2 protein-coding genes and 1 pseudogene are annotated in these 2,619 nt (G+C 61.3%); all 3 read left to right on the forward strand.

Annotated features, from left to right (window positions below):
- Positions 1 to 203: hypothetical protein (locus tag B118_RS33355; protein WP_043542075.1), on the forward strand; the 203-nt coding region annotated here is incomplete at its 5' end.
- A 308-nt stretch (positions 204 to 511) separates the two neighbouring features.
- Positions 512 to 916 (forward strand): annotated as a pseudogene (locus B118_RS33360) (hypothetical protein).
- Between the two features lie 349 nt (positions 917 to 1,265).
- Entirely contained in the window at positions 1,266 to 2,138 is an 873-nt protein-coding gene (locus B118_RS0124685) for a YDG/SRA domain-containing protein (RefSeq protein WP_080677987.1), read from the forward strand.
- Positions 2,139 to 2,619: the final 481 nt, after the last annotated feature.

A 2,619-nucleotide genomic window follows, 5' to 3' on the forward strand; every position in this document is an offset into this window, starting at 1 on the left:
TCGCCGGCATTGGGTTCCCCCAGGTTGAGGACTGGGCGGCGGGCCACCGGCCTCAACCCCGGCGGGCCGCCACCATCGACGGTACTCCCCGCCTGTACGTCACGCCGTCATCCGGCGGTGTGGTCACCTTGGGCGCGTCGCGCGGTACGCCCTACCACGGAATGGTGGTTCCGAACAGGTGCGAGCTGTCCGCTATGAAGTAGCGGACATTCAAAACGTCAACGGACGCCAAAATCATTCGTCGATATGAGTTGTCGACGATGGATACGCTACTAAAATTGTTCGGGCTGATCAGTGATCACGAGCATCGGTGACAGGGGCCTCCGTGCGGGGGTCGTGGCCCTCGGCCGCGCACCATCGCCGCCCTATCTCGACGGTGATCCATCGACACACCCACGAGAGGTCTTCCCGACTATTCGTACGTGCGTTTGACTAGCACGCCCTTGACCGGCGCTCACTGGAGGTCTTCGACAGCGTGAACTACCCCTCCCACCCCCACCCTCGCCCCGCCATGCCACTGGTCGCCCGCGCGGCACACGCCGGCACCGCCGCCTACCAGCGCGCAATGACCAGCAAGCGCGAACGCCTGTACCAGCAGAAGATATACCGGCTCCAGCAGGAGAACGCGTAGCTCCGGGACGAGGTCCGGCATTGTCGGGATGCCATCGACGGGATGGGCCACGACATGGAGGTGCGGCGCCAGTAATTCGTCCTGGCAAACTCTCCCGAGTAGACGCCCACAGGCACACGGCGATCGTCGACCAGCGGCACCTGTTGGAGGTTTACCTTCGCGAACAGCTTGCCGCCGAACTGGAGGATGCGTTGCTTCAGGGCTTCGAGACCGGCTACAAGGCTGAACTCGACAGACGGTCGGCCGCCAGGGGCTCAGCAGCATCGATTCACATGCGACTCATGATCTCTACCCCCGGACAACAAGAGGGCCGGCTGGAGTTTCCCAACCGACCCCCTTACCTGCCTATATCCAACATTGGCGATACTGAGATCGAACCAGTAACCTCTTCGGTGTAAACTAGGTTCGGCTACCTCTCACACCTTGAAGTACGGCCATCCGTGCAGGTCAGCGTGTCGGCACCCATTGGCTTGCAACAGGGGACGACGCTACCCTTCCCATGATCGTCTCCCAGAATTCTCCCACGCTGGTCCAGGGCTGAACGACACCGCAGCTGAACCTGCCTGTCACCCACCGCCACGCTCTTCGCGGGCACCGTGTCGCGAACCTTGCCCCCTTGCCCTATCGTGCCGCCATGGCTTCCGAACGGATCTACGGCGAGATTCCAGGCTACTCACCTGGTTCGACCTTCAGGAATCGTGACGACCTCAGAGCGTCTGGCGTGCACCGCCCGAACCAGGCCGGGATCTGCGGAGGAAGCGACGGCGCAGAGTCAATCGTCGTCTCGGGCGGCTATGTGGATGATGAGGACTACGGCACTGAGATCATCTACACCGGTCAAGGGGGCAATGACCCAACTACCAAGCGGCAGACCGCAGACCAGCAGCTGACCCGCGGCAACCTCGGTCTAGCGCGGAGCCAGATCGACGGCAACCCGGTACGGGTAGTCAGAGGGGCGGCCGGAGACCCTGTGCACTCCCCCAAGGCTGGCCTCCGATACGACGGACTGTTCCGAGTAGTCGATCACTGGCTCGACACGGGCAAGGATGGCTTCAAGATTTGGCGGTACCGCCTGGTCACCCTCGAAAGCGTTGACCCGCCGTTCACGGGCGTCCATGACGCTGCGGCCGCGCCCGCCGCTCGCACGGAAGCCACGATTCAGCGCCTGGTGAGAAGTACAGCTGTCGCCAACGGCGTGAAGCGCTTGCACAGCTACAGATGCCAGGTCTGCGGCCTCCAGCTCGCGACCCCAGCTGGCCCTTACGCAGAGGCAGCACACATTCGTGCGCTCGGTCGGCCGCACAACGGTCCCGATGTGGCGAGCAATATCCTGTGCCTCTGCCCGAACGATCACCTACTCTTCGACACCGGCGCGATCCATGTCGATGCCGACGGCGTTGTTAGGCAGACGGAAACGGTCGCCGAAGTAGGAGAGCTTCGACTGGTGGCCGGCCACTCGGTGGATTGGGACCATCTGGCCTACCACCGGCGACACCATAAGTCATAGATCTGCAAGCTATAGATTCGATCATGGCACGTTAAGATCCGACTCACTCAGAACCTGACCCGCCGGCTAGCTCTACTGAGGAGATCTAGATGCACGTGGAGGATCGAGGAGAGGAGATCGTGATTACGATGCCTAGAGATGAGTTCTTTCTGGTTGAAGCGCTGATGATGGAAGCACTTGAGACCGGAGACGAACGTGACTTTCAGTCACGCGTAGGGGCGACGATGAGTGAGGTGAGGGCGCTCTTGAATAGTCTGCCAGATTTGCCGCTCGGGAACCATTAAGGGACGTTTGGTAGGCATCTATTTTTCCCTTTAGGGTGATTTGCTACTTATTCAGACCAGCGCTGGTACGGTGCGGTGCGGCCACCGAACCTGAGGCAGGCACAGGGTTCCGGCAAGTGACGATATGGCCGTTTCAGTCGAGTCCGAGTAGTTGGAGTGGCCGGTATGGGTTTCGGCTGTTGTGGCGTAGGGCTGCA

It is taken from the genome of Salinispora pacifica CNR114 (assembly GCF_000514775.1).
In the GTDB taxonomy this organism is placed as follows: domain Bacteria; phylum Actinomycetota; class Actinomycetes; order Mycobacteriales; family Micromonosporaceae; genus Micromonospora; species Micromonospora pacifica.